The organism is Bacillus sp. FSL R5-0603 (genome assembly GCF_038050295.1).
Taxonomy (GTDB): Bacteria; Bacillota; Bacilli; order Bacillales; family Bacillaceae; genus Bacillus; species Bacillus subtilis.
In genome coordinates this window covers 179,703-202,908 of sequence record NZ_JBBOYP010000001.1, presented here as the reverse complement: position 1 = coordinate 202,908, position 23,206 = coordinate 179,703, and the positions used below count along the sequence as shown (strand labels likewise).

23 protein-coding genes, 2 pseudogenes and 1 other annotated feature are annotated in these 23,206 nt (G+C 47.4%); of the genes and pseudogenes, 4 read left to right on the top strand and 21 right to left on the bottom strand.

Annotation, left to right across the window (positions count from 1 at the left end):
* Positions 1-49: 49 nt before the first annotated feature.
* A complete protein-coding gene (gene pcp, locus NYE56_RS01045; RefSeq protein ID WP_070548470.1) occupies positions 50-697 on the top strand; it encodes a pyroglutamyl-peptidase I in 648 nt (215 codons plus the stop codon).
* Here the strand turns inward: pcp and tatC are convergent.
* The 6 genes from tatC to cwlJ all read right to left on the bottom strand — a co-directional run bounded on the left by tatC (position 694) and on the right by cwlJ (position 4,999).
* Positions 694-1,422 carry a twin-arginine translocase subunit TatC gene (gene tatC, locus NYE56_RS01040; RefSeq protein ID WP_014475692.1) on the bottom strand — a complete coding sequence of 243 codons (729 nt, stop codon included), beginning with the start codon at positions 1,420-1,422 and terminating at the stop codon, positions 694-696. The genes pcp and tatC overlap by 4 nt on opposite strands.
* A gap of 60 nt (positions 1,423-1,482) precedes the next feature.
* On the bottom strand, positions 1,483-1,695 hold the full coding sequence (tatAD, locus tag NYE56_RS01035; RefSeq protein WP_003223835.1) for a sec-independent protein translocase protein TatAD: 213 nt from the start codon (positions 1,693-1,695) through the stop codon (positions 1,483-1,485).
* A gap of 12 nt (positions 1,696-1,707) precedes the next feature.
* The gene (gene phoD, locus NYE56_RS01030) at positions 1,708-3,459 is read right to left on the bottom strand and encodes an alkaline phosphatase PhoD (protein WP_014475691.1); all 1,752 of its coding nucleotides are present in this window, start codon (positions 3,457-3,459) and stop codon (positions 1,708-1,710) included.
* Positions 3,460-3,477: 18 nt separating this feature from the next.
* Positions 3,478-3,654, bottom strand: a complete 177-nt coding sequence (locus NYE56_RS01025) for a hypothetical protein (protein WP_065423452.1) — start codon at positions 3,652-3,654, stop codon at positions 3,478-3,480.
* Between the two features lie 79 nt (positions 3,655-3,733).
* Complete coding sequence (locus tag NYE56_RS01020) at positions 3,734-4,465, bottom strand: vWA domain-containing protein (protein WP_339246856.1); 732 nt, start codon at positions 4,463-4,465, stop codon at positions 3,734-3,736.
* Positions 4,466-4,570: 105 nt separating this feature from the next.
* Positions 4,571-4,999, bottom strand: a complete 429-nt coding sequence (gene cwlJ / locus NYE56_RS01015; RefSeq protein ID WP_015715185.1) for a cell wall hydrolase CwlJ — start codon at positions 4,997-4,999, stop codon at positions 4,571-4,573.
* A 312-nt stretch (positions 5,000-5,311) separates the two neighbouring features.
* Here cwlJ and NYE56_RS01010 point away from each other — a divergent pair, with 312 nt between their 5' ends.
* Positions 5,312-5,698, top strand: coding sequence for a YndM family protein (locus tag NYE56_RS01010; protein ID WP_014478718.1), 387 nt, complete (start codon positions 5,312-5,314; stop codon positions 5,696-5,698).
* A pseudogene (locus NYE56_RS01005) lies at positions 5,658-5,791 on the top strand (hypothetical protein). The gene NYE56_RS01010 and the pseudogene NYE56_RS01005 overlap by 41 nt, the downstream one beginning before the upstream one ends.
* Here the strand turns inward: NYE56_RS01005 and NYE56_RS01000 are convergent.
* From NYE56_RS01000 to glnK, 15 genes and pseudogenes are all read right to left on the bottom strand, one after another.
* The gene (locus NYE56_RS01000; RefSeq protein ID WP_341283336.1) at positions 5,752-6,438 is read right to left on the bottom strand and encodes an ABC transporter permease; all 687 of its coding nucleotides are present in this window, start codon (positions 6,436-6,438) and stop codon (positions 5,752-5,754) included. The pseudogene NYE56_RS01005 and the gene NYE56_RS01000 overlap by 40 nt on opposite strands.
* A gap of 18 nt (positions 6,439-6,456) precedes the next feature.
* On the bottom strand, positions 6,457-7,380 hold the full coding sequence (locus tag NYE56_RS00995) for an ABC transporter ATP-binding protein (protein WP_341283335.1): 924 nt from the start codon (positions 7,378-7,380) through the stop codon (positions 6,457-6,459).
* A gap of 91 nt (positions 7,381-7,471) precedes the next feature.
* Complete coding sequence (gene ycbM, locus NYE56_RS00990) at positions 7,472-8,407, bottom strand: two-component system sensor histidine kinase YcbM (RefSeq protein ID WP_341283334.1); 936 nt, start codon at positions 8,405-8,407, stop codon at positions 7,472-7,474.
* A gap of 1 nt (position 8,408) precedes the next feature.
* Entirely contained in the window at positions 8,409-9,089 is a 681-nt protein-coding gene (gene ycbL, locus NYE56_RS00985; RefSeq protein ID WP_080010608.1) for a two-component system response regulator YcbL, read from the bottom strand.
* 96 nt (positions 9,090-9,185) lie between these two features.
* Positions 9,186-10,044 (bottom strand): annotated as a pseudogene (locus NYE56_RS00980) (DMT family transporter).
* A gap of 20 nt (positions 10,045-10,064) precedes the next feature.
* The gene (rtpA, locus tag NYE56_RS00975; protein ID WP_003234807.1) at positions 10,065-10,226 is read right to left on the bottom strand and encodes an anti-TRAP regulator; all 162 of its coding nucleotides are present in this window, start codon (positions 10,224-10,226) and stop codon (positions 10,065-10,067) included.
* 97 nt (positions 10,227-10,323) lie between these two features.
* Positions 10,324-10,571 (bottom strand) — a binding site (T-box leader).
* A gap of 56 nt (positions 10,572-10,627) precedes the next feature.
* The gene (gene mphK, locus NYE56_RS00970) at positions 10,628-11,548 is read right to left on the bottom strand and encodes a macrolide 2'-phosphotransferase MphK (protein ID WP_341283333.1); all 921 of its coding nucleotides are present in this window, start codon (positions 11,546-11,548) and stop codon (positions 10,628-10,630) included.
* A gap of 276 nt (positions 11,549-11,824) precedes the next feature.
* The gene (garD, locus tag NYE56_RS00965; RefSeq protein ID WP_014475683.1) at positions 11,825-13,357 is read right to left on the bottom strand and encodes a galactarate dehydratase; all 1,533 of its coding nucleotides are present in this window, start codon (positions 13,355-13,357) and stop codon (positions 11,825-11,827) included.
* Between the two features lie 91 nt (positions 13,358-13,448).
* Complete coding sequence (locus NYE56_RS00960; protein WP_341283332.1) at positions 13,449-14,150, bottom strand: FadR/GntR family transcriptional regulator; 702 nt, start codon at positions 14,148-14,150, stop codon at positions 13,449-13,451.
* 69 nt (positions 14,151-14,219) lie between these two features.
* On the bottom strand, positions 14,220-15,587 hold the full coding sequence (gene gudD / locus NYE56_RS00955; protein WP_341283331.1) for a glucarate dehydratase: 1,368 nt from the start codon (positions 15,585-15,587) through the stop codon (positions 14,220-14,222).
* Positions 15,588-15,623: 36 nt separating this feature from the next.
* A complete protein-coding gene (gene gudP, locus NYE56_RS00950; RefSeq protein WP_003234818.1) occupies positions 15,624-16,991 on the bottom strand; it encodes a glucarate transporter GudP in 1,368 nt (455 codons plus the stop codon).
* An 84-nt stretch (positions 16,992-17,075) separates the two neighbouring features.
* Positions 17,076-18,542: an alpha-ketoglutaric semialdehyde dehydrogenase GucD gene (gene gucD, locus NYE56_RS00945; RefSeq protein WP_251218049.1), complete on the bottom strand. Its 1,467-nt coding sequence runs from the start codon at positions 18,540-18,542 to the stop codon at positions 17,076-17,078.
* A 29-nt stretch (positions 18,543-18,571) separates the two neighbouring features.
* On the bottom strand, positions 18,572-19,498 hold the full coding sequence (gene kdgD, locus NYE56_RS00940) for a 5-dehydro-4-deoxyglucarate dehydratase (protein ID WP_003246372.1): 927 nt from the start codon (positions 19,496-19,498) through the stop codon (positions 18,572-18,574).
* Positions 19,499-19,725: 227 nt separating this feature from the next.
* The gene (glnL, locus tag NYE56_RS00935; RefSeq protein WP_341283330.1) at positions 19,726-20,670 is read right to left on the bottom strand and encodes a glutamine utilization two-component system response regulator GlnL; all 945 of its coding nucleotides are present in this window, start codon (positions 20,668-20,670) and stop codon (positions 19,726-19,728) included.
* Between the two features lie 10 nt (positions 20,671-20,680).
* Complete coding sequence (glnK, locus tag NYE56_RS00930; protein ID WP_080121047.1) at positions 20,681-21,913, bottom strand: two-component system sensor histidine kinase GlnK; 1,233 nt, start codon at positions 21,911-21,913, stop codon at positions 20,681-20,683.
* A gap of 301 nt (positions 21,914-22,214) precedes the next feature.
* Between glnK and NYE56_RS00925 the strand changes: the two genes are divergently transcribed.
* Positions 22,215-23,198, top strand: coding sequence for a glutaminase (locus NYE56_RS00925; protein ID WP_014475676.1), 984 nt, complete (start codon positions 22,215-22,217; stop codon positions 23,196-23,198).
* The last annotated feature ends 8 nt before the right edge of the window (positions 23,199-23,206 follow it).

The window sequence follows — 23,206 nt, the reverse complement described above, 5'->3', positions numbered from 1 at the left end:
GAAAAACCCATAAATAAACAATAGAATAAAAGAAAAAGGAGATGGGAGAATGAGAAAAAAAGTGCTGATCACTGGCTTTGACCCTTTTGACAAAGAAACCGTCAATCCATCATGGGAAGCGGCGAAACGGCTTAATGGCTTCGAGACGGAAGAAGCCATAATTACAGCGGAACAAATTCCAACCGTCTTTAGATCCGCTCTGGGCACTCTGCGCCAAGCCATTCAAACACATCAGCCGGATATCGTAATTTGTGTCGGCCAAGCAGGAGGACGGATGCAGATTACACCGGAACGGGTGGCGATCAACCTTGCAGATGCGCGAATCCCCGATAACGAAGGACATCAGCCGATTGATGAAGAGATTTCTCCAGATGGGCCCGCCGCTTACTGGACAGGGCTTCCCGTGAAACGAATGACTGCTAAGATGAAGGAACACGGCATTCCAGCTGCGGTTTCCTACACAGCGGGGACCTTTGTATGCAACTATTTGTTCTACGGGTTAATGGATCACATTAGCCGGACATCCCCACACATTCGCGGCGGTTTTATTCATATTCCTTACATTCCGCAGCAAACAATCGACAAAACAGCGCCGAGCCTCAGCCTGGACACGATTGTCCGGGCATTGAGAATCGCCGCTGTTACGGCCGCACAATATGATGAGGATGTGAAGTCACCGGGCGGTACACTGCACTAAGCGGCCGCCGCTGTTTCTTCCCTCAGCCTCTTTTTATAGACAAACGCCGATAGGGTGACACTCACTTCAAACAGGACAAGAAGCGGGATCATCACGAGAAAATCAGAAATAAAATCAGGCGGTGTAATCAATATGGACACGACAATCAGCAGAAAATAGGACAGCTTTCTCGCTTTGGCCAATCTGTAAGGATTTAAGATGCCTAGCCTTGTTAAAAACATCACCACCAAGGGCATCTCAAACAAGAAGCCGAACGGCAGGCTCAAATTCACCATAAACCTAAAGTAGCGGTCAGCCGTAAACATCGTTTCAAAGTGGCCGGAGGATAAATGAGTCAAAAAGCTGAGCACGATCGGAAACAAGACAAAGTATCCGAAGGAGATGCCCGCCAAAAACAACGCAAATAAACCTGGTATGTACATGAGCGTCACCTTGCGCTCCGTTTTCGTCAGCGCCGGTGCAACGAAACGCCACAGCTGGTACGCGGCAACAGGGATAGAAGCCGCAATGGCACAAATGCCGGAAAGCATCATATACACCCAGAGGATTTCACTCGGCCCAAGCACAGCCAGCTTTCCATCCAAATCCCTGATCAGCCAGTCATAAATGTCCTGTACGAACAAAAAAGCCGTGATGAGAAATAGAAAAAATGCCGCAAGGGTGACGATAATCCGGCGGCGAAGCTCTTCTAAATGCCCGATCAGATGGGTTTCTTTTTTATCCATTCAAAAAAGCCCTCCCTTTCATAGAAAAAGAGGCAGACCCGGTGTCTGCCTCATCAGCATTCAGCCCGCGTTTTTGTCCTGCTTTACCGCTGTCAGCTCAGCTGATTTCTCTTCTTTTTCATCACCAGACACAAGTGATTTTGTGGCGCTTTTAAATTCCAGCAGTGTCCGTCCGGCGGCACGCCCGATTTCCGGCAGCTTGGAAGGGCCAAAAATAATGAGGGCGATGACGAAGATCAAAATCAAGCCCGGTATTCCAATGTTTGAAAACATAATTTCCACTCCTTAATTCGTGATTTTTGCCCGCTTCTTAATCATTTGTTTTTCGTGGGCTTTGTTGTGCGCAAAGAAACGATCCTCTTCGACCTCATCGGATTGCTTCACCCCGCCTTGGATTGTTGTGGATGATACCTTTCTCAACCCAGTTTGGTCTTTCTGGTAAACGAATGAAGCCCTCGTGGAAATGGCTGCGCCCGGCTCGGTCACAAATGGCATCACCCGATAATCGGCTTTCCACTGGTGAGGCGTCACTGTACAGCGGACATATCCGCGATAGTCGTTAAAGAACTTGATGTGCGGATTTTCTTTTAAAATTTGGTCCGTATCCGCTCGCTTATCGGCTCCGTTCCCTCCGGAAGTGATCGAGGTTCCGACAAATTCGGCTCCGAATATTTTTGAACTTGTCTTCTCGAAATCGACATGCAAGTTTGATGCCCAGCTTGCGTGTACATCACCTGTCAGTACGACAACATTATTCAGATTTTTGCTTTTAATGAAATTGATCACCCGTTCGCGCTGAGCCGGGTAGCCGTCCCACGAATCCATGCTGTAGATCGGGCTTGCGCTTGTCCCGAAATTCCACTTGGCAAAGAAAATCTGCTGCGCCAGCACATTCCAGTGGGCTGTCGAACTGCCCAAATTGTTGAAGAGCCACTGCTCCTGTTCTTTTCCAAGCAGGGTCCGATTCGGATTGCGCGATTCATCAGAAGGCGGCTTATTGCCGTCGTTATTGGCTTGGTCGTCCCTGTACTGGCGGGTATCAAGCACATTGAAGGACGCCAGGTTTCCGTACGTAAAGTGCCGGTACAGCTGCATATCTGGGCCATTCGGCAAAGAGGAAATGCGGAGCGGCATATGTTCATAGTATGCCTGGTATGCTGCCGCGCGGCGGAGCACGAATGCTTCAACCGACTGTCCTTTTTCAGGTATTTTATTGGCATAGTTGTTTTCAACTTCATGGTCATCCCAAGTTACAACCCAAGGGAATGCCGCATGTGCAGCTTTAAGATTGGCGTCAGAACGGTATTGAGCGTGACGGTTCCGATAGTCTTGCAGCGTAATGATTTCCGCGCTGTTGTGCGTGCGGACATTGCCTGTTTTTGATACATATTCATTTGGGCCGTATTCATATATGTAATCACCGAGATGGAAGACAAGATCAAGCTTTTCCTTTGCCATATGCTTGTAGGCCGTATAATATCCGTGCTCATATTGCTGGCAGGAAGCAAATGCAAAGGTCATTTGCGGCACATTGGCGCCAGGGGCAGGCAGTGTTTTTGTTTTTCCGACAGGGCTTAGTTCATGGCCGGTTTTGAAACGGTAATAGTACACTTTGTTTGGCTCAAGCCCGTCCGCTTCCACATGAACGGAATGGGCAAGACTCGGTTTAGCCATTTCAGTGCCTTTTCTTACGATTTTGCGGAAATGCTCATCCTTTGCGACCTCCCATTTGACAGGCACGGCTTGCTTTGGCATTCCTCCGCCATTCAGCGGATCTGGTGCCAGGCGCGTCCAGAGCACGACACTGTCAGAAAGCGGATCACCTGACGCTACCCCTAATGTAAACGGATAGCTTGAGAATTTAGGCGCAGCATTTACTTCAAAGGCCCCAACCGACTGGGCAATCGTTAATCCAAGAGAAAGTCCTGCAATCTTCCCCGCTCCTTGAATAAATTTGCGGCGGTCAAACGTATTGTTTTGAAAGCTTTCCTCTTTCAGTTTCTGTACCCATTCATCAAAACGACTGTCGTATGCCATTCAAGATCCCCTCTCTCCTCATTGATCGTCTCCATTATAGGAAATCATTGTTAAACGACTGTGAAGAAGTGTGAACCGATTGTAAGCGCTGAACATTAAAAACAGGTCTTCCCTCACAAGCCTGCTGCTGAAACATGCCGAAAGCTGGCTGAATGACGCGTTTTCTGCATATCCTGTCGTTTGCAAGCCGCCCATTCGGACTATTTTTCTTCACATGATCTTAAAAAAACAAAAACACCGAGCCATTTCGCAGAATGGCTCAGTGCCTTATCAGTTATTTCGAAAACAATCTGCTGAAAAAGCCCTTCTTTTTCGGCTTTTCAGCAGGAGGCTCTTGTTCTCTTACAATCCCTTTTTCCTTCGCTTCTTTCAGCCAAAATGGAAATTCAGCAAGCAGAGCATCATAAAGCTCATCATCAGAAATGCGGTCAATCTCTTCGATATGCAGGAAGTTCGTGTTATCAATGACACGCCCTTCTAACGTATCCAGTTTATTGAGAAAATCAAAGTTTCCGTTTCCGATGCCGACAAACTGCCAGAACACCGGTTTATCAGAAGAAGCTTCAATTATCGGTTTGATTGACTTTTTACAGCCCCCGTCATTGATAAAAACAATGAAAGCAGGATACGAGCTCGGTTCCTCCGCAACATATTTGCGCAGCACGTCCTTCATGACTGGCGGCTCATCATTTCTGCCGAATTTATGCAAGCGGTCATTATTTAAAATTTCACGATCGACATAGCCCGAAAAATCCTTTTCTGAAACTGGCTTTAATCGGGAAAATTCATTATCATACACCCATACATCCAGCAAACCGTTATCATCAAACTGATCAGCCACTGCCAAAATCCGCTCCACCACATTTTGAACCGTCCCGTTTTTGTAGAGCGGTCTCATCGATCCCGTCATATCAAGAACCAGTCCAACACGAGCCGTCACCTTCGTTAACTGCTTTTTCTCCAGTACGATCTTTACACTTTTCTTTTGCAGGTCAATTGTTGCCATTCTGTCATCTCCGTCAGCTCTTTTTTCTTCGATTATCTCACAGGAATATTTTCCATTGCATCTTTTCAAAGAAAAACACCGTTCAATTTGAACGGTGTCCTGTCTCTAAAATGTGTTATATACATTTTCACACGTCTCCGCCGTCGGCTGATAAAAGCAGTGTGACTTAAATCTGGCCACAAACGGCTGGTTATACCACTGGGCTGGACAGTCTCCCTCCGGCCTGAAGTACCACAAACTAAATTTTGCCGGCCAGCGTCTTTCACCGTTAATCGACCGCCGTGCAAGAGCACGCTCGCTATCTCGCGCCCTTTGATAAAAATATCCATGAGTCACAGCCTCAAACGCGTGTGGCTGATAAATCATCTGCCTGATGGTGCGGAGGCCTTTAAAATCTGAGCAATTCGCCCGCAGCCGATTAATTCCTACGTTGCCGACAAGCAGCATCCCCTGCTTGCCTTCGCCTTCCGCTTCCGCTCTGAGCAGCCTTGCCATCAGATCGACATCCGCACTCGTTGCTCTCACGACCGCCATCACGTCACCTCCCCTTGATCTCTTTTCATCATATTTCATTACTTCAAAAGTGATGACGGAGGGACAGGAGAAGTTTTTAAATTTATTCATCTAAAAACAGCAAACATAATGGGCTGTTGGGCGTCAAAGCAGCGTCCGGTGCGATACAAGCTTCACGTTTCCGCTGTCGAAGCGCCGCAGCCTCAATTCCTGATTCACATCATTGACCCCTCCCCAGCAGATTTGCACCCGCCTCCGAAAAGAAATAAGGTTTAACTTTTTACATTTGAGGAATTATACATAACAAATCAAATGACAAAAGGAGGAATTGTAATGACACATGTGAAAGCGCTCGCGATTAAAGGTATTATGACGATTATTGTGTTGTATCTGGTGCTTGGTCTGGGCTTTGGTTTCACGTTTGGTGATACGCTGCTAATGACGATTGTGTTAGGGGTTATTTCTTATTTGCTGGGCGATCTTTATGTATTGCCGAGATGGAATAATATGATTGCAACTTTGGCTGATTTTGGCTTGGCCTTTCTTGTGATCTGGCTGATGGGCATGCCGCTTTCCCTGGGGATGACTGGCGGTGAAGTTGCGTTGGCGGCTTTATTCGGCGCAATCGTCATGGCAATCGGTGAATATTGCTTCCATTTCTATATGATGAGCAAAGAGATTGGCAAGAAGCATTATCTTGAAACAAGAACAGACTCATAATAGAAAGGCCGGTGCTGAAGCATCGGCCTTTTATACATATTGGGCGCCTTTGTTTACGCATCCTGCTTGTCCGCATTCCTGATCGCCATGTAGGAAAAGAACAATCCGAATGCCGCTAACGATAACGGGATATACACAACAGATGAAATCGAGAAGCCCGGACTTGTTGAACTGATGAGCATAACAATCACTACAGACGAAATGATGGTTGCCGGAACCGAGTGTTTACGCATCCCAAAAAAGATGGGAACTAAACTGGTTCCAGCGGCGCCAAAAGCGAAAACCGCCATTTTGACCGCCTGTTGAGAAATGATCTCGGAAGTAAGCTCTCCCGGTATGAAATGGTAGATCGAGTTCAGCCAAAAGAAACCGGCGGCTATGAGTATATTTGAAAGTAAAATCGTGATAAACGTCAGTCCGCCCGCGATCATGAGCTTAGCGGTGAGCAGCTTTTTACGGCTGATCGGGTACGTGAACATCACAAGAATGGTTTTGCTTTTATATTCCGAAATCACCAATTTTACGATCAGCACAGCGCCAAATACGATAAATACCGCTCTGACGAAGGTGCCGATGATGAGGAATGCTTCATCCGTACTTTGGAACGAAACCCCGCCCTCGGCTTTTTCGGAATAACTGATCAACCACATAAAGCCCATAATGATCACGTTGGCAATGAGGGCACCTCTGATATACCAGCCCATTTTCATTTTTCTTAATTCGATTCTGATCAAATTCATCAACGTGTCTCTCCTCCTTTACGCACTGATGCTATTGCCGTTGATCAATTTGATAAAATAATCCTCCAGCGACGTATACTTTTTGTTCATTGATTCAATGTCTACATCATTTAAAATCAATGCTTTGGATATGGCAGCCTGAGAGGCTTCAGCCTCGTAAATTCGAATCGTTTTCTCATTTAAAATTTTAAAGTTGGTTAATTGCAGCTCTTTCTCCAGCACAAAGCAGGCCCTTGTCTGATTCGATGTAACAAGCTCGATGTATTCAGTGTTCTGGCCTCTGACATCTTCCATTGACACCTCTTCAAGCAGCCTGCCGTCCCGAATGACGCCGATTGTGTCCGCGATTTGTTCGATTTCACTCAGCAAGTGGCTTGAGATCAGCAGTGTCATCCCGTACTCTTTGCTCAGCACTTGAAACAATTGCCTGATTTTTTTAATGCCGAGAGGGTCAAGACCATTCACCGGCTCATCCAGAATGAGCAGATCCGGCTTCGTGAGGATGGCACGCGCAATTCCAAGGCGCTGCTTCATTCCGAGCGAAAAGGTTTTGACGGGCTGCTCGTTGATTTGTTTTAAATTCACCATATCCAGCACTTCTTGAATGGCTTTTTTATTGTGGTATCCCATATATTCACAATGCAGATCTAAATTTTCTTGAGCTGTCAGGTTTTCATAAAAAATCGGATATTCAATCATGCTGCCGATGTTCCCCAGCACCTCATATGACGTGTGGGTGAACTTGTTCCCAAGAATGATGATTTCACCGCTTGTCGGTTTGACAAGACTCGTCAGCATTTTCATGATGGTTGTTTTCCCCGCGCCGTTCGGGCCGAGAAAGCCATAGATTTCACCTTTTTTAATATGCATGCTGACATTGGATACGACCTCTTTGCCCTGATACGTTTTGGTCAGCCCGTTTGTTTGTACGATATAAGTCAACTTTGTTTCTCCTTCCCTCTCTTTTCCTGTTTTCAATTGTAGCGGCGAGCCCTGTCATTTTTATTTCTCAAACCTTAAGAAATTCTTACGATTAATATGTCATGCGTTTCAATGTGATCGTAAATGCAGTCCGTTCGTACGGCTTGCTTTGGACGGATATGGTGCCTCCCATTTTTTCTGTAAGCCGTTTTGTGATGGTTAAACCCAGTCCGCTTCCTTGAAATGCTTTATTTCTGGATTCTTCAAGTGTGTACAGCCTCTCAAACACCCGCTGCTGATCGGTTTCACTAATCCCTTTTCCGCGATCCCATACGGTGATGGCGATGTTCCTCTCATCATAAGACAGCGTCATGCCGATTAACTTGCCGGCCGCGCCATATTGAATCGCATTGGACAATAGGTTTTGCAGGATTCTGTCCAAAGCCTCTTCATTCGCCTGCGCATACACCGGCGTATCCGGGATATCGATGGCTGCTTGAAAGCCTTTTGACTGAACAGCGTCATAATAGTGCAGGATATTTCGTTTGCATATGTCGTTCATATGTACTTTGGTGATCGGGATCTCTTTATCTTCAGATTCTAATTTCGCTAAATCAAAAAAGGAGTTGATCATCTGAATAAGTTCATTTGTTTTCTGGCGGAGCTTCCCCAGCAATCTTTCCCGCTCTTCGTCCGGCATGTTCGGGTCACTTTGAATGGCTTCGATATAACCGAGAATGACCGTTAACGGCGTTTTCAGGTCGTGCGACATATTGGTCAGCATCCGCTTCATGGATTGCTCTGTTTTCGCAAACCGGGCACTGATTTGCTGACAATTCTCAAGGAAAAGATTGATGTTAACAAGCAAGTCTTTGAGCGCATGATCGTCTGTAGGAAGCAAAATTTGTCCTGCCGAATCCCGGCTGAGCATGTAGCTAAGCTGGTCAGCCGTGTAAGCCAGATTCCCGTCCCGCTTCTTTTTCATTATGAATTGAATCACATTCAGACACGCCAGAGCGATGACAGCGGCCACCCATAGCACTGTCATTCTAAAACTCTCCTAATTTATAACCGATGCCCCATAGCGTTTTAATATATTGAGGGGAGGAGGGGTCATCCTCAATCTTTTCTCTGAGCCGCCGCATATGTACGTTAATGATGTTCTGATCATCAAAGTACTCTTCATTCCAAACGGAACGGTAGATTTGTTCTTTCGTAAACACTTTTTTAGGATTTGATGCGAATAAGCACAGCAGCTGCCATTCTGTTGACGTCAGCTGAAGCGGCTCTCCGTTTTTCAAAACGGAAACATTGTCTATATCTATCGCAAGCTGGTGAATCCGGATCACCTTATTCACAGCCGGCTCCTCTGCCGAATATTGCGTCGCCCGCCGTATCGCGGCTTTTACTCTGGCTGTCAGCTCAATCATCGAAAACGGTTTGGCGATATAATCATCCGCCCCAAAACCCAGTCCCAATGCCTTGTCTACATCTCCGTCTTTTGCCGAAATCATTAAGACCGGTATATTGCTTTTTTCCCGGATGATTTTCAGAAAATCCATTCCGTTCAGCTTCGGGAGCATGATATCAAGGAGGACCAAATCGTATGAATCCTGCTGAAACAGCCGGATGCCCTCTTCTCCGTCGAAAGCATGCACAATTCCAAAGCCTTCTTTTGTTAAATAATGATCCACCATTTCACTGATTGAGTGGTCGTCTTCTACAAGCAATATGCGCTGCATCTTCTCACCTAACCTTTACAAAATCAAAAAACACACACGTAATTACACTTATTGTAATTGAAAAACGTGTGTGTTTTATATAAATTATTCTTTTTTTCCTGTTTTCAGCTTCATGTATTCAAAGAATACAGCAGCGCATCCAATGACTTGAATAAGCCGGAGCCGTTCACCGAGAAATAAAGCTCCATAGAAAATCGTCAGGATAGGCCCTGCCATTGAAATGGCGGCGGCTCGCTGTGCCCCGATTCGTTTTATGCCCTCAAGCATTAGCACAAATGGAATCACAGTGGTTACGACTGCAATTACCGCGAACAAACCATACATAGAAAGCGGATATGCTGCCATTGGCGTATTCATGCCAGCCGCCGATTTTATCCCTGTGTAAAGCATCATGGCAGCTCCAGCAGCTGTCATCCCGTATGCATTGAGACGGATCCCCCCGATTTGATGGACGAGATGCCCGGAAAGGACAAGATAACCAGCATAGACGGCCGAAGATAACAAAATGAATACAGCTCCAATCATATTCGCCTGGAAAAGCTCAGCATTCCAGCCGCCCAGCGCCAAGAAAAGCCCAAACATGACCGCCAGAACTGCGAAAAGGTCCTGAATTGAGGACATTTTCCGGTCACGACACGCGGCGAATCCAAACACAAACAACGGATAGCTCATCAGCAATATACGTTCAACCATTGCGGATACACTTCCATAGGTCTCCTTTTTTCTTACCGTCTGGCATTGGAGGTCGGTATATTAAAAAAATCAGCCAAAACAGCGGAACAGCCAGCAGCTGCCTGTATAGCAGCACGGCATCTGGCTCAGCACCCATTTGGTATGCCCATTTTATCCAAATCGATTTAGACGCAAAACAAACTGTTCCGATCAGCAAAAAAATCGTACCTGCTGCGGCCTCACGAATCTTACTCTGCTCTTCTGCTCTCATCTCAGCTCAGCTTTTCTCCTTTACTTATTCAAATGCTTTTGGATAAAATCCAGAAGCGTATATCCTTGAGCAGTCAGAATAACACCTTTTCCGCTGCAGGCCGGGCAAGGTGTTCCTTCGATTTCTCCCGCTCTTTCACATTTAGGACATGCGACCTCAAGATCATCAGTTGCAATGACCATTTGATATCCTCCTTTCTAACTCATCTGCTATGCCACCACCAGCCATCGTCCATTGGCCGTCACCTCCTTTAAGAAACACAAAAAACCCACGTCCTATGCAAAGGACGAGGGTCTCGCGGTACCACCTTTATTAACAGCTATACAGCCGTTCACTCTAAGTACAGAAAACCTATGTTTCGATACTCCTCTCTTGGTAACGGGGAGAGAAACCCGGCATCGCCTACTATCCGTTCAGCAAAGCAATTCAGAAGCCCATTCGGCATCAGGGGAGGATCGGTTCACACCTGCCACCGACTCTCTGAACCTCCATTCTGATGCGTACTTGCTCTTCCTCACGATTGTTGATCCGTTCTATTATTTGTAGAGTTTATAATACTCGGTTCATGAAACGAAGTCAATTCTTAATCCGATGTTACACCGAGTGCTTCTAGCGCCATATTGATGTGTTCCTCCTGCTGTGTTTGCAGAGCTAGCTTGGCGATTTCCACCGGATACGCCGCCTGCATCTCTGAGATGTGTTCCTGCATTTTTGCCCATTTCCGGCCGCCTGCTTGATCATAGTATTCAAGCAAACGGGCAGTTTCTTTTTCTCCGAAAATGGTTTGATAAAGAACAAAATCCTTAGCTGGGTCAGCAACCTTCGCTTCTGTCCAATCCAGAAGTCCTGTGACACGTCCATTTTGATCGATAAGGATATGCGGCGGGTGGAGATCGCCGTGTATCAGTGCAGAAAAACCAGGCCAGTATGCATCATCATTTATCCACTTTTGCCATCTTTCCCAAAGCTGACTAGATACACCAAGCTTATTCTTCACATCAACCATAGAGTCTGCTGTCATTTGCCTGAAATCTTCTGGCCTTATCACTTCTATTCCGGATTGCCCAGCAGATATTTGATCCGTGCCATGTAATTCAGCCAGTATGCCAGCAAGTGTACGGACAAAATCGTCTGATGGCGGCTGATGATTCATATTCCAAACATATTGCTTTTGTTCCAAATCAATCCCGGCCGCCGGCGTTCCTTTTAACATTGGGTAAGCGATCAATTCCGGCGTGTGAATTCTCCAATCCGGCACATCAGCAGTCAGATTCGCGCGGAGAAAGGCAAGCGTTATGCCTTCTGCAGATGCTCTTTCCACAACATCACTTCGCCGCGGTTTTCGCAGCACCCATGGCATACCTGTGTCGTCCTTGGCAAATACAACTTGAAAGTCCATTCCGGTTTCATTCAATTGCGCGTTCTCAGAATGAACCGTCAAACCTTGGCTGCGTGCAAGCCCGACAATCTCAGTGATAAGCTGTTTTTCGTTAAGGTTTGTCATCCCATTTCCCCTTTCTCATGCTCCGACCTGCAGTAGAGAGAAGGGATGCTTGAAGGTACAAAAAAAGGGCAGGCACGCCACCCTCTTTTTCGATAACCATATAAGGGCTCATACATAGGCGGATTCATCCCGATTCTCTCGCATTCAGGCGAGAGTTGTTCACTATTGAATTCGTGTCACTCGGAATCTAATGAAAGCCATGCTGTAACCCCTCCGTTTCCTATACGTTAATTGTATTTTACAGCATATTCCATCTTCCCGCTATAAAAACATGAATCAAGTCACTGGAGCAGGATTAAACAAGCACAAATCATTATGAAGACCCCAACGGTCTGCCCACGTTTGTTTGCGGCCGCTTGCCACATCCAAAATCGTCCTGAAGATTTCCCAGCCTACGTCTTCGATACTGGCCTCTCCTGTCGCGATTCGGCCGGCATTGATATCGATTAAATCAGCCCAATGCTCTGATAAGGAATGCCGCGTCGATACTTTCAGCACCGGCGCAGCAGCCAGGCCATATGGTGTTCCCCTCCCTGTCGTAAACACCTGCAGATTCATGCCCGCAGCCAGCTGCAGGGTGCCGCACACAAAATCGCTTGCCGGTGTCGCCGCGAACAGCAGGCCTTTTTGCTCTGCTCTTTCACCAGGGCCGAGCACGCCGGAGATGGGGCTTGTGCCTGATTTCGCTACCGATCCTAACGCTTTTTCCACCACATTGGATAATCCGCCTTTTTTATTGCCTGGTGACGGGTTTGCGCTTCGGTCTGCGTCTCCCCGCCGGAGATAGCTGTCATACCACTTCATCTCTTCGATCAGCGATTGTCCGACCTCTTCACTGACAGCCCGCGGCGTTAATAAATGAATGGCATCACGCACCTCTGTCACTTCAGAAAACAAAACCGTCGCACCTGCGCGAACCAATAAATCAGCCGCATACCCCACGGCAGGGTTCGCCGTCACGCCGGAAAACGCATCACTTCCGCCGCATTGCAGACCGATAACCAGATCCGAAACAGGGCATGACACCCGGGTTCTGCTGTTCAGCCTGATTAACCGTTCCTCCGCCATTTCCAAAATGGATTGGATCATCGCCGCAAAACCTCGGTGATCCTGGAGTGATAGAATGTCATCATCATTTTCGGAGGCAATTCTTTCCGGGAGGAGCTTTTCACATCCCAATCCGATTACCATTACTTCTCCGCCGAAGTTCGGATGCTTCGCGAGATTTTGAATCGTGCGGATCGGAATGACAGCGTCGGGCGCATTGATCGCCACGCCGCATCCGTATTGATGATGCAGCGGCACAACGTCATCGACATTTGGGTATTTCGGCAGCAGCTCTTCTTTTATTCGTTTGACTGCATAATCCAAAACGCCAACAACACATTGAACACTTGTCGTGATGCCGAGAATATTTTTTGTCCCCGCACTGCCATCTGCATTTCGGTATCCTTCAAACGTGTAGCCTTCAAGAGGCGGCCGCGGCTGCGGCACTCTATTTGCGAGAGGAAGATCGTCTAACGCAGGAGGAGCGGGCATTCTCACGAGGGCTTCCCGTATCCAGCTCCCGCGTTTGATCGTCTCATCAGCAAATCCAATTACCTCTCCGTAACGCACGATCTCGTCCCCTTGATTGAGATCGGTTAGGGCCACCTTATGGCCTTGAGGAACATCCTCTTCAAGTACGAGCCCGCATGAGAAAACAGTCCCCTTTGGCAGTCCTCCATCATTTACAATAATCGCGGTGTTATCTATTTCATGCACTTTGATGTAAAGGGGCGCTTGGTTCTTCCTGAGGTTCATCGCCATATGAAAATCACTCCTCATATCTTAGTAAGCGTTTTCTAAATTGGTTTTAAAAAAACCGCAGCTCTTACGTTTCAACTGCGGTTGTTCACCATTATTTTTCATCCATTCCTTTTAGAATTTTGTCACGGACAAATTTCAGATGCTCATACATGTGGTAATGCGCTTTGTAAGGATCTCTTTTAGCAAGAGCGTCGTAGATTTTTTTGTGATATTCGACCGTTACATCTCTCTCCCTGTACGGAATTTGGCTGTCAATTTTCGCATGGGTGATTAAGAGGGACTGAATCATTCCCTCAACGACGGGGTTATTGGCGCTTAACGCAATAATTCGATGGAACTCTTTATCCGCTTCACCATAAAGATTGTCAGTGCTGTTGGCAATATCGTCGATCGTCTTCTGCAAACGCTGAAGCTCATCCCCATTGATTTTTTCCGCGGCAATTGTCACGAGTCCGAGTTCTAACGCCATCCGCGCTTCAATGATAGCCGGAAGATTATCAGTGGCCAAGGCAAGCATGACGGAAAATGGCTGCATGCCGATTTTATCGTTGAAATATGTGCCCCCTCGTGTTTTTCTCGTAATGACGCCCAGCGTTTCAAGTGAACTGAGTGCCTCCCGAAGCACCGGCCTGCTGACATGCAAAATGTCCATCAGTTCCATTTCTGTCGGCAATTTGTCTCCAGCCCTCAACTGTCCGCTCGATAATAAATGGACAATCCGTTCGATGACCTGCTTGGCTAATGTTTTCCGATTGACTGTATCGACTTTCAAATCCTCTAAACCTTCGTACACGAACAACTCTCCCTTCAGTTGTTCAATTGTAAGACAAAATAGCAGATATGACAATATTTACAATAAAACTTATCGCACAAGACACGGGCGCTTCCGGTCAAATTTCCAGTTGTTGATCAGGAATTGCATTGGGATCGCGTCATTCCGTGCGCCTAAATTCATTTTCCGGTAGATCTCATGCGCTTTTTCCACTTGTTCCATATCAATATCGACGCCTAGTCCAGGCTTATCCGGCACCTTGATACAGCCAGAGGAAATCTCAAAAGGCTGTTTCGTTAATCGCTGCCCGTCCTGCCAGATCCAATGGGTATCAATCGCCGTGATCCGCCCCGGAGCCGCTGCTGCCACATGGGTAAACATCGCTAGGGAAATATCAAAGTGGTTGTTGGAATGCGAGCCCCATGTCAAACCCCAATCATAGCACATTTGCGCAACCCGCACCGACCCTTGCATCGTCCAAAAATGCGGATCAGCCAGCGGTATATCCACCGCATGGAGCTGAATCGCGTGACCCATTTCCCGCCAGTCAGTCGCAATCATATTTGTCGCAGTCGGAAGCCCTGTCGCACGGCGGAATTCAGCCATTACTTCACGAGCAGAGTAGCCATTCTCATCCCCGCACGGATCTTCCGCATACGCGAGCACATCTTGCTTTCCTTTGCATAATGCAATAGCTTCCTCTAATGACCATGCCCCGTTCGGATCAAGAGTGATCCTTGCCTCTGGAAAACGTTTCGATAATGCGGTAACAGCTTCGATTTCCTCTTCTCCCCGCAGCACCCCGCCTTTCAACTTGAAATCCTGAAAGCCATAGCGCTCCTGTGCGGATTCGGCAAGACGCACAATGGCCTCCGGCGTCAGCGCTTCCTCATGGCGCAGACGGAACCACGCACAATCTGACTGCTCATCGCTTTGATACGGCAAGGTCGTCCGCTTTCGGTCGCCGATGTAAAAGAGGTAACCGAGCATTTTTACTTCATCACGCTGCTTCCCTTCGCCCAGCAAAGCCGCGACCGGTTCCTGAAGAAACTTTCCAAGCAAATCTAACAAAGCCGCTTCCAGTGCGGTGACGGCGTGCACAGTGGTGCGCAAATCAAACGTCTGGTTTCCTCGCCCTCCCCTGTCCTGATCGCCAAACTGCTTTCTGACCGTTTGCAATATCGCCTGGTACGCACCGATAGATTTTCCGACAACAAGCGGCTCTGCCAGCTCCAGTGTGCGGCGAATATGCTCTCCGCCAGGCACCTCGCCGACTCCCTGATTTCCGCTGCTGTCCGTTAAGATTACGATATTCCGGGTAAAAAACGGGCTGTGTGCTCCGCTTAGGTTCAGCAGCATGCTGTCATGTCCCGCAACAGGAATCACCTTCATTTCAGAAATTGAGGGAATATTCAATCTTTTCTCTTTTTGAACCTGCTCTTGTATCGGTGAACTCATGCATTTTCCTCCCTTTATAAAGCGCTTTCATAAATATTAGACAGGCAATGATTGATCGGGGTCTTGTTCTTGTTTCTTTAACACGACCCGTTTGATCGGCCCGACCAGCAGCAAATAGCTGAGGATCGCCGCAATCGCGTTAGCGCCGACAAACACAAGCGCGCCATTAAAAGATCCAGTGGCATTAACAATGTATCCGATAATAATCGGTGTTGTAATCGAGGCAATATTGCCGAAAGTGTTGAACAAACCGCCGCTTAATCCTGCACACTCTTTCGGAGACGTGTCCGACACGACAGCCCAGCCCAGTGCGCCGAAGCCTTTTCCAAAAAACGCGAGCGACATAATAACAACGACAAGCCACGCTGAATCTGTATAGTTGCAGACAATCATACTGCAAGACAGCAGCATGCCGGCAATGATTGGGACTTTTCTTGCAAAGGTCAGTGAACGGCCTTTTTTGAGTAAGATGTCTGACACAATGCCCCCAAGGACGCCGCCGGCAAATCCGCACAGCGCCGGCAGGGAAGCGACAAACCCAGCTTCAAGAATAGACATGCCGCGGGCCTGAACCAAATATACCGGAAACCATGTGAGAAAGAAATAGGTGAGAGTCGTAATACAGTATTGCGCGATGTACACGCCAATTAGCATGCGGTTCGTTAACAGCTGTTTGATATACGGCCATTTCGATTCTGTTTCTTGTTTGCTTTTACTGTCATCCATGGATATCAGCCCGCCGCCCTGTTCGATGTACGCAAGCTCAGCTTCATTAACCTTTGGGTGTTTTTTCGGTTCATACACCGTTTTTAGCCAGATGACAGCCAGAAGAATGCCCGCAATACCCATGACAACGAAGACGGAATGCCAGCCGAAAGAGTGGGTAAGCCAGCCCATTAAAGGAGAAAAAATGACGATTGCGAAGTATTGTGCTGAATTAAAAAAGGCTGAAGCTGTCCCGCGCTCGGAGCTTGGAAACCATGAGGCAACAACTCTGCCGTTTCCGGGAAATGAAGGCGCTTCTGATAAACCAACCAGAAAACGCAGTGCAAACAGCAAGATAATCGCTGTGCCGGCGGAGAAAAAGCCAATCGCCCCTTGCAGCAGCGTAAAAAACGACCAAAAAAAGATGCTTAACGCAATGATAGTCTTTGAACCAAAACGGTCCAGCAGCCAGCCGCCCGGAAGCTGTCCGATGACATAGGCCCAGCCAAAGGCAGAAAAGACATATCCCATGGCGACCGAGTCCAATCCCAAATCATGCTGGACGGAATCTCCGGTGATGGAAAGCGTCGCTCGATCCGCGTAGTTAATAGAGGTCACAAGAAACAGCATAAACACGATGAACCAGCGCACGGACGTTTTTTTGCCCGCCGGTGTAACACTCGCAAAGTCTTTTTTCATAGTATCTTCTCCTTTTCAAAGTAGAGAATCATATGCTGGCTGTGATAAAGCCGGGAAAGAGACGCACGCCTCTTTCCAGCACCATTACGGCTTCACAAAAACGGTTTTGATCGCTGTGAAAAAGTCCTTCGCTGCCTCACCCTGTTCTCGGGAGTGGGAGCTCGACTGCTTCATGCCGCCAAAAGGCGCCTGCAGCTCAACACCTGCGCTTTCTGCATTGATCCGAACCAGTCCGGCATCGATTTCATCAATGAAAGAAAGCATTCGGCCGATGTTTTCCGTGAAGATGGATGCACTTAAACCGAACTTCACATCATTGGCGATGTTCAGCGCCTCCTCCATCGAGTCCACCTTGATCAAGGCGATCACCGGACCGAAAATTTCCTCCTGGGCAATTGTCATCTCAGATGTCACATTGTCAAAGATGGCAGGCTGAACATAATAGCCGTTTTGATACTTTCCGTTCTCCAGCTTTTCTCCTCCAATTAAAAGGGAAGCGCCCTCCTGTTTGCCTTTCTCAATGTATGACAGGCAGTTATCAAGCTGATTCTTGCTGGCTATCGGTCCCATCCAGACATCCTCTTTTAAGCTGTCTCCGATTGTAATATCTTTTGTGCGATGGAGCAGTTTTTCTTTAAAGCGCTCGTAAATTCCGCTTTGTACGATGACACGGCTTGTCGCGGTGCATTTCTGGCCAGTTGAACGGAAGGCCCCTGTTATGACTGCTTCTGCCGCAGCTTCAAGGTCAGCGTCATCAGCTACGATGACAGGGTTTTTGCCGCCCATCTCAAGCTGATATTTGGCTCCCCTCGCTAAAGCGGCTTGCCCGATGATTTTTCCGACTTGATTTGAACCGGTAAACGTAACGGCGTTTACACCGTCATGCTCAGCAAGCCCCTGCCCGACAACAGAACCCGGGCCTGTCACCAAATTGATGACCCCTGCCGGGAGCCCCGCTTCTTCAAAGCAGGCAATGATCTTCGCGCATGTCACAGCTGTTTCTGTCGCCGGTTTGATGACAACGGTATTGCCGTATACCAATGCCGGCGCCATTTTCCAAATCGGAATCGCCACTGGGAAGTTCCACGGAGAAATCACGCCGACCACACCGAGCGGAACACGGGTGGTAAACATGAGCGCGTCTTTGTCAGTAGACGGAATGACGTCACCCGTTTTTCGCATGCCCTCTCCGGCGTAATAGCGCAGAATGGCAATCCCCCGGGCTGTTTCTCCCTTCGCTTCCGGCAATGTTTTCCCCATTTCACGCGTTGCACAGGCGGCGATTTCCTCCAAGCGCTGCTCCATGATATCCGCTGTTTTGTATAAGTATTGGCCGCGCTCAGCACCCGTCAGCTTTCTCCAAGCCGTTTTGGCTTCATTGGCGGCGGCGACGGCACGTTCCACATCTTCAGCCGTTGAATTCTGTACATATCCGACAATATCATTCACATCGGCAGGGTTTTCGACCTTGACCATATCGCCTGATTGAGACTTAACCCACTCTCCGTTAATAAAGTTGAGGTACGTGTTTTGTTCCGTGATCACAGACATGCCCATTGCCCCTTTCGTGTTTTTTCTGGTCAAACCGTCGCGGCTTTTTTCGGAAAACGGTCAGCCGCCTGCTTCAAAATTGCTTCCAATTGCTGATAATGATCTTTTTCAACCGGGCCGACAGGCGGTCTGGCTGTATTCCTTACATTCAAACCCATGATTTCCATACCGGCTTTAATCAAGGATACGGCGTAGCCTTTTCGTTGTTTGCGAATGTCGTTGATCGGCAGAATCACATGCCGATAGAGTTCCTTCACCAACTCGTCATTTCCGTTTTTCAATGCATCATAGAACATTCGCGAAATATGCGGGATATAATTTGAAATCGCTGAAGAGTAAGAGTGGAACCCGATCGGCAGATATGCCGGCATCGTCACTTCAGCCATCGGCATTCCGTTGAGCCATCCCAAGCGGTCGCCGATCGTATAGACGAGGTTGATATTCAAATCCATATTTCCTACCCCGTCTTTGACACCGACAAGCTGTTCACATTCGGTCAGACGTTTGATCTGTTCAACAGAGAGAACTGCGTTATCGCGCTGATAAAGAATCGCGTTCAAGTCAGTGCTTTCAATAATCGTTTTCGCATACTGGTACAGCCCCTCCTGTTCGCCATGCACCAAATACGGAGGCAGGATCAAGTAGCCATCGGCGCCTTTTTTCTCCGACAGCTGCGCCCAATCAAGCGCTGTGCTGAGGTTGCCGCCCACCCCCGTGTAGACCGGCACCTTTCCTCCGGCTGCCGAGACTGCGACTTCCACCATTTGCTCATATTCCTTCTGGCTGAGAGATTGGAATTCACCAGACCCGCAAGCGATAAATATCGCTTCCAAGCCCTCATTCAGCAAAAACTCAATGTTTTGAAAAAGAGCTTCTTCCTCCAGTTTTCCTTGTGTGTTAAAAGGAGCAACCGGAAAACCTAAAATTCCAGCGGGTGCTTTTCTGATACGGCTCATCAACATAACCTCCTGTTATTTGTGTATACAGCCTCTATCTGTAAGCGCTTTTATTAATTTTTCTTCCACATCCGCTCCTTCCCCATATATCCTTTTGTTTAATTGTAAGACAAATAAACAATAAGTCAATATCTTTATTTTCTGATATTTTATAAAAAAGCGGTGAATCACTGTCCGGCCGGGATTCTGCGCAGCAAAAAAACAGCCTGGTCAGCCGGCTGTTTGGTTTATATCTTTCTTTGTTTCATCGTCTCATGCAAAAGCTTTGCTTCCAAAAAAAACACGTGGATGAATTTTTTCATATTTATTCTAGCAGGTGCAAGGGGTTTTGCATCCTTGGATTGGAGTTCTTTCATTTTCTGGCTGACAACCGGAAAATCAAAGAATTTCGATGCATAGGTTTCAAATTTTGGATTCGAAAAATCAGTTGTGCCCAGTGAAGCAAAATGGTGCAGCGAATGAATAATCGCTCTGCGGATACGCTGCTCCGAGGCTTTCATTTCGCGATTGACTTCCGTCTGTGAGGCCCCTGCTCCCAGCTTCCGTACCGCTACTTGGGTGAATATTTGTTTTAGCGAAGGGCTTTGTTTTTCGTGCGGCTCGGATTGCTCGTGTTCTGCTAAATACTGCAGGACCGCCATGAGATCATGTGCGCCGCCTTCTCCCATCATGCCCAGCTCGGACAACAGGAATGTTCCTGCCTCTTTTAAACCGCTGTCACTCTTCTGCTGGGGACGCGCTTTCCGTTCAGTCCGATTGACAAGCCGGCTTAGAGAATGCTGAATGGCTCCAATCGAGTGTTCAAGCTCGATCCGCTCCTTCACCTTTTGGAGAACCGTGACAATTTCAATGCGGTTAATCGGCTTATGGATAAAATATTCGATGCCGAGCGAGTACGCTTCCCCGACCATTTCCTTCGCCTCCACTTGAGAGATCATTACGATTTTGCCGGAGTACGTATTCTGGATCTGACGAATCGTCTCAATGCCGTCTCTTCCGGGCATTAACAGATCGATTAATAAAATATCAATCTGCTTAAATTGCAGCATATGCCCTTCCACTTGGCTTCCGTCGTCTGCTTCACCAACAGCTTCCCCGAGATCTTCGTCCTCAATAATCTGCCTTAAAATTGACCGCACCGCACGGTCATCATCTGCAATAAAAAAACGCATAGCTTTCGGTTCACCCTTTCTGAATCAAATGCCGGACAGGCAGCCTGATGGCAAACACCACTCCCCGCTGCTGATTATCAAACGTGATATCCCCTTCTAGCTCTGTCACGATTTCCTTTACGTAGGAAAGTCCGATACCTGTAGAAGGCGTGCCAAATTCGTCATATTTTGAAGTAAAGCCCGGGTCAAACACAATGTCTCCGATTTTCTCGGAAATCCCGGGGCCATTGTCTTCCACCTGGAATTCTACCATACTCTCATTTGGCTTACGGAGCCTCAGGCTGACCATTCCCTCTTCATCCATAGCCTCTACCGCATTTGCTGTTAGATTATTAATGATCGAAAGCACGATAAATACGTGATATTCGTCATGCTCTCCCTCTATGGAGCAGTAAAAACCAATCTGCTTTCCTAGTGCTTCAGCGTACTTTTCATTCATTCGAATCACGAGCTGCAGCAAATCAGAAGCCCTCATATAATCTCTCAAACTCTCATTCGAAATCAGTTTTGAAAGCCCTGCGAATATTCGCTGGTTGTCCTTTTTCACTTCATGAATCTCTCCGGCCAGTCTCAGGATTCTGCCGCTCAGCTGAACATCCTTGCCCTTCATTTCCCGATAGAGCTGATACGAATCGTTTGTCACTTTCTCTGTCGTTTTCAATGTCTTTTTTAGGTGCACCGTTTCTTCATATAAATTGGAAACGATCATCAGCATGTGCTCGTGCTGCTGCCTTGTCTGTTTTTCTCTCGATTGTGTTTCATATAGCTTCAGCACACTATAAAAGCTCATCACAATAAATGTGTGAGAAATCGCAATCACCGCAATGTCAGTGATTTTCTCAGGCGTGACAACCGTATGAAAAATGAGAAATTGTACAGCCAGCTCGACACAATCTGACACAACTTCAATCATAAACCCAATGAAACCGAGCATAATCGGCCGTTCACGGAAACGATTGGCCTTTAATATGGAAAACAGACAGGCGTAAGTCATATAAAAGAAAAAGCCAGACGCTTGATCATACAGAATCGGAGTCAGTCCATTGTGTCCTCCGCCCCATAATTCCAGAAAGACGCGAAAGATGAAAACAGCCGCTCCAGTCAGAAAACCCGGCAGCACAGCGGGCACATGCCGCAACAATGATAAAAAGAAGAAAAAAACCGGTGCCCCAAAGCTGACCCGGAATTCTTCATTGAGGGGATAAAATTTCAGTTCACCGGCCAGCGGCACCGTAATCAGCATGAGGGCCAATATATATCCGTCTTTTTCAATAAACCGTTCCAGTTTTATGTTGATCACATCCTCGCTTTTAATTTTGGGGAATCGGGAGAAAACCTGCAAATTGCTTTTGACCCAGAACATGAGGTTTTTATAAATCTTACTGCTTATTTTCAAAATGTTTTTGTCGTATTTTGTATGATTCTGTAGTCTCCATTATACAGTAATTATACCTTCCGCTATTATGAAAGCGTTTAACGCCCCATTAGCCTTCGTTTTGATACACCTCAGTCCTTTAAGAAAAAAATCAGTGAGGAGGAATTCGATGAAAGAATTGATAAAAGAGCACCAGAAAGACATAAACCCGGCGTTACAGCTTCATGATTGGGTTGAATACTATCGCCCTTTTGCCGCCAATGGACAAAGCGCAAACTATATCCCCGCTTTAGGAAAAGTCAATGATTCACAGCTCGGCATCTGTGTATTGGAGCCTGATGGAACGATGATACACGCCGGCGACTGGAACGTCTCTTTTACCCTGCAAAGCATTTCAAAAGTGATTAGCTTTATTGCCGCCTGCATGAGCCGCGGCATTCCCTATGTGCTTGACCGCGTAGATGTCGAGCCGACAGGTGACGCCTTTAATTCAATCATTCGGCTCGAAATAAACAAGCCGGGAAAGCCCTTCAATCCCATGATCAACGCGGGTGCCCTCACCATCGCTTCGATTCTTCCCGGAGAATCGGCATACGAAAAGCTCGAGTTTCTTTACTCGGTGATGGAAACTTTGATAGGAAAACGGCCGAGAATTCATGAGGAAGTGTTCCGTTCTGAATGGGAAACCGCCCACCGCAACAGAGCGCTGGCCTACTATTTAAAAGAAACAAACTTTTTAGAAGCTGAAGTAGAAGAAACACTTGAGGTGTACTTGAAGCAATGCGCTATGGAGAGCACCACAGAAGACATTGCGTTGATCGGCCTGATCCTTGCTCATGACGGGTATCATCCGATTCGACGCGAGCAGGTGATTCCAAAAGATGTGGCAAAATTGGCCAAGGCATTAATGCTGACGTGCGGCATGTACAACGCTTCAGGCAAATATGCGGCGTTTGTCGGCGTGCCGGCCAAAAGCGGCGTCTCCGGCGGCATCATGGCGCTGGTGCCTCCAAGCGCCAGAAGAGAACAACCTTTTCAATCCGGATGCGGCATCGGCATTTACGGGCCTGCCATTGATGAATACGGCAACAGCCTCACTGGCGGTATGCTGCTAAAGCATATGGCGCAGGAATGGGAGCTCAGCATTTTTTAAATATGAAA

Bases quoted from the DNA above. Each gene is read 5' to 3' on its own strand.
- cwlJ (WP_015715185.1), bottom strand. From the start codon at position 4,999: ATGGCGGTCGTGAGAGCAACGAGTGCGGATGTCGATCTGATGGCAAGG.
- NYE56_RS00925 (WP_014475676.1), top strand. From the start codon at position 22,215: ATGAAAGAATTGATAAAAGAGCACCAGAAAGACATAAACCCGGCGTTA.
- mphK (WP_341283333.1), bottom strand. From the start codon at position 11,548: ATGACAAACCTTAACGAAAAACAGCTTATCACTGAGATTGTCGGGCTT.
- NYE56_RS01000 (WP_341283336.1), bottom strand. From the start codon at position 6,438: ATGAATTTGATCAGAATCGAATTAAGAAAAATGAAAATGGGCTGGTAT.
- gucD (WP_251218049.1), bottom strand. From the start codon at position 18,542: ATGTCTGTGATCACGGAACAAAACACGTACCTCAACTTTATTAACGGA.
- rtpA (WP_003234807.1), bottom strand. From the start codon at position 10,226: ATGGTCATTGCAACTGATGATCTTGAGGTCGCATGTCCTAAATGTGAA.
- tatC (WP_014475692.1), bottom strand. From the start codon at position 1,422: ATGGATAAAAAAGAAACCCATCTGATCGGGCATTTAGAAGAGCTTCGC.
- phoD (WP_014475691.1), bottom strand. From the start codon at position 3,459: ATGGCATACGACAGTCGTTTTGATGAATGGGTACAGAAACTGAAAGAG.
- glnL (WP_341283330.1), bottom strand. From the start codon at position 20,670: ATGCGTTTTTTTATTGCAGATGATGACCGTGCGGTGCGGTCAATTTTA.
- kdgD (WP_003246372.1), bottom strand. From the start codon at position 19,498: ATGAGCCGTATCAGAAAAGCACCCGCTGGAATTTTAGGTTTTCCGGTT.
- glnK (WP_080121047.1), bottom strand. From the start codon at position 21,913: ATGCTGATTACGGTGCCGCTGGCCGGTGAACTGAAATTTTATCCCCTC.
- NYE56_RS01025 (WP_065423452.1), bottom strand. From the start codon at position 3,654: ATGGGCGGCTTGCAAACGACAGGATATGCAGAAAACGCGTCATTCAGC.
- NYE56_RS01020 (WP_339246856.1), bottom strand. From the start codon at position 4,465: ATGGCAACAATTGACCTGCAAAAGAAAAGTGTAAAGATCGTACTGGAG.
- NYE56_RS01010 (WP_014478718.1), top strand. From the start codon at position 5,312: ATGACACATGTGAAAGCGCTCGCGATTAAAGGTATTATGACGATTATT.
- garD (WP_014475683.1), bottom strand. From the start codon at position 13,357: ATGGCGATGAACCTCAGGAAGAACCAAGCGCCCCTTTACATCAAAGTG.
- pcp (WP_070548470.1), top strand. From the start codon at position 50: ATGAGAAAAAAAGTGCTGATCACTGGCTTTGACCCTTTTGACAAAGAA.
- gudP (WP_003234818.1), bottom strand. From the start codon at position 16,991: ATGAAAAAAGACTTTGCGAGTGTTACACCGGCGGGCAAAAAAACGTCC.
- gudD (WP_341283331.1), bottom strand. From the start codon at position 15,587: ATGAGTTCACCGATACAAGAGCAGGTTCAAAAAGAGAAAAGATTGAAT.
- tatAD (WP_003223835.1), bottom strand. From the start codon at position 1,695: ATGTTTTCAAACATTGGAATACCGGGCTTGATTTTGATCTTCGTCATC.
- ycbM (WP_341283334.1), bottom strand. From the start codon at position 8,407: ATGACAGTGCTATGGGTGGCCGCTGTCATCGCTCTGGCGTGTCTGAAT.